The following is a 3,016-nucleotide window of genomic DNA, read 5'->3' as shown; positions in this document are numbered from 1 at the left end:
GAAGATAGAGATAACAGCAGGAGGAGCTTCGTTAGCACCAAGTCTGTGGTCATTGCCTGCAGTTGCAACGGACAATCTCAGAAGATCCTGATAATCGTCAACAGCCTTGATAACAGCTGCAAGGAAGAGCAGGAACTGTGCGTTCTCAGCAGGTGTTTCGCCCGGTGAGAGGAGGTTCTCGCCCTGGTCTGTGGAGATAGACCAGTTGTTGTGCTTACCTGAACCGTTTACGCCTGCGAATGGCTTCTCGTGAAGCAGGCAAACCAGGTTGTGGCGGAGAGCTACCTTCTGCATTACTTCCATAGTGAGCTGGTTGTGGTCAGCTGCGATATTTGTTGTATCGTAAATTGGAGCAAGCTCGTGCTGTGCAGGAGCAACTTCGTTGTGCTTTGTCTTTGCAAGGATACCAAGCTTCCACAGCTCCTTGTCGAGGTCAGCCATGTACTCGGCAACTCTTGGCTTGATAGAGCCGAAGTAGTGGTCGTCCATTTCCTGTCCCTTAGGAGGCATTGCACCGAACAGTGTACGGCCTGTCATGATAAGGTCCTTGCGCTTCTTCCACATATCACGGTCAACAAGGAAGTATTCCTGCTCGGGACCAACGGAAGTCTTGACGCTCTTGACGCTTGTGTTTCCGAAGAGCTTCAGGATACGCAGAGCCTGCTTGTTGATAGCTTCCATAGAGCGGAGAAGGGGAACTTTCTTGTCGAGAGCCTCGCCTGTGTATGAGCAGAATGCAGTAGGAATGTACAGTGTACCGTCCTTGATGAAAGCGTATGAAGTAGGATCCCATGCCGTGTAGCCGCGAGCCTCAAAGGTAGCACGAAGTCCGCCTGATGGGAACGATGAAGCGTCAGGCTCTCCCTTTACGAGTTCCTTGCCAGAGAACTCCATGATAACTCTTCCGTCGGGGGCAGGGCTGATGAAGCTGTCGTGCTTCTCGGCAGTAACGCCTGTCATTGGCTGGAACCAGTGGGTGTAATGGGTAGCTCCGAGCTCAATTGCCCAGTCCTTCATAGCAGCTGCAACTGCATTTGCTACGGATATATCGAGGGGAGTGCCCCTGTCGATCGTTCTCTTGAGTGAATGGTATACCTTTTCTGAAAGTGTAGCTTTCATGATCCTGTCGTCAAATACCATTGAACCAAAAAAATCTGTTACCTTTTCCATAATTATTCTCCTTTTCTGTTGAGCGAAGCTCTAATAAAATCCGCAAACAGTTTATGCGGTTTATTGGGCCTTGATTTAAATTCCGGGTGGAACTGCACTCCCACAAACCACGGGTGGCCGGGCAGTTCAACTATTTCAACAAGCTTTTCATCAGGGGAAAGACCCGCGATCTGAAGCCCGTTAGATGTGAGTATCGTGCGGTATGCGTTGTTGAACTCATAACGGTGGCGGTGGCGTTCGTATATGAGCTCCTCACCGTAGATATCGCGGCATTTCGAGCTCTCACCGAGCTTGCAGGGATAAAGTCCCAGCCGCATTGTGCCGCCTTTTTCTGAAATGTTCCTCTGTTCGTCCATAATGTCGATCACAGGGTGCGGAGTTTCTCCGAATTCAGCGGAATTTGCTCCTTCAAGTCCGCATACGTTCCGCGCATATTCGATGACCGACATCTGCATACCAAGACAGATACCGAAGAACGGAACTTTATTTTCACGGGCATATCTGATAGTCTCTATCATGCCCTCGACTCCTCTGTGACCGAAACCGCCGGGAACAATAAGTCCGTTGCAGTCCGCAAAAACCTCTGCGGCATTTTCTTCTGTGATGTTTTCGGAGTCTATCCACTTTATATCAACGGCAGCGTCGTTTACGATACCGCCGTGTCGGAGAGCTTCCGCTACGGAAAGATATGCGTCGTGGAGCTCCACATATTTTCCGACAAGTCCTATAGTTACATTTTTGTGAGCATTTTCGGCCCGGCGAACCATTTCTGTCCACTCGGTCAGGTCGGGAGCATTGTCCGCGATACCGAGGTGACGGCATACCGAATGAGCAAGTCCTTCGTCCTCAAGCCACAGCGGAACTTCATACAATGACGGAGCTGTAAGGTTCTGGATAACGTCCTCCTTGCGGATATTGCAGAACAGCGCTATCTTTTCAGCCATATCGTCGGGTATTCGCTTTTCCGTGCGGCAGACGATTATATCAGGCTGTATGCCTATTGAAAGGAGCTCCTTGGTGGAGTGCTGGGTGGGTTTTGATTTGAGCTCCTCGGAGCCTGTGATGTAGGGAACAAGAGTAACGTGAATGTAGCATACATTCTCACGTCCCTGTTCTGTCCCCACCTGACGTATTGCTTCAAGGAACGGAGTTGATTCTATATCGCCGACAGTTCCGCCTATTTCCGTGATGACCACGTCCGCATTGGCTTCCTTGGCTGCGCTGTAGACTCTGTCCTTTATCTCGTTGGTAATGTGGGGGATTACCTGTACCGTACCGCCGAGGTAGTCGCCGCGGCGTTCCTTTGTAATGACGTTCCAGTAAATTTTTCCTGTAGTTACATTTGAGTGTACCGAAAGATTTTCGTCAACGAAACGCTCATAGTGACCGAGGTCGAGATCGGTCTCCGCACCGTCGTCGGTAACGAATACCTCGCCGTGCTGGAAGGGGGACATAGTACCGGGATCAACATTTATATAAGGGTCGAACTTCTGTATCGTCACCTTATAACCGCGCTGTTTGAGAAGTCTTCCCAGTGAAGCGGCTGTGATACCCTTGCCGAGTCCAGAAACGACTCCGCCTGTAACAAAAATGAACTTTGACATTTGCGTATGCTCCTTGAAATACATTTATGATAAAGGCAGTCTGCGGAGCATGGGAGATTTAGGTTTAATAATGTCCGCAGACGCCCTTGTCAGCTTATGCCTTTTCCCATTCAGCCGAATCGTGAAGTGCGTTGTAGCCTTCCTCGCCTGTACGTATCTTGATTACGTTCTCTATATCGTAAATGAACATCTTACCGTCGCCGTAGTTGCCTGTGTAGAGAGCTGCCTTAGCTGCTGCAACT

Annotated in this window: 3 protein-coding genes; all 3 read right to left on the bottom strand. The window is 49.9% G+C overall.

All coding sequences use genetic code 11. The annotated features are described in order from the left end of the window. Positions 1–1,170 (bottom strand): glutamine synthetase III (locus IKW96_RS04725; RefSeq protein ID WP_296570933.1); only part of this gene is annotated, 1,170 nt, incomplete at its 3' end. A 2-nt stretch (positions 1,171–1,172) separates the two neighbouring features. After that, entirely contained in the window at positions 1,173–2,774 is a 1,602-nt protein-coding gene (locus tag IKW96_RS04720; RefSeq protein ID WP_296570930.1) for a CTP synthase, read from the bottom strand. 94 nt (positions 2,775–2,868) lie between these two features. Further along, the coding region (locus IKW96_RS04715) for a P-II family nitrogen regulator (RefSeq protein WP_296570935.1) at positions 2,869–3,016 on the bottom strand (148 nt) is incomplete at its 5' end.

The sequence above is a fragment of the Ruminococcus sp. genome, assembly GCF_017549005.1.
Classification (GTDB): Bacteria; Bacillota; Clostridia; order Oscillospirales; family Ruminococcaceae; genus Ruminococcus.
This window is presented reverse-complemented; position numbering and strand designations above follow the sequence as displayed.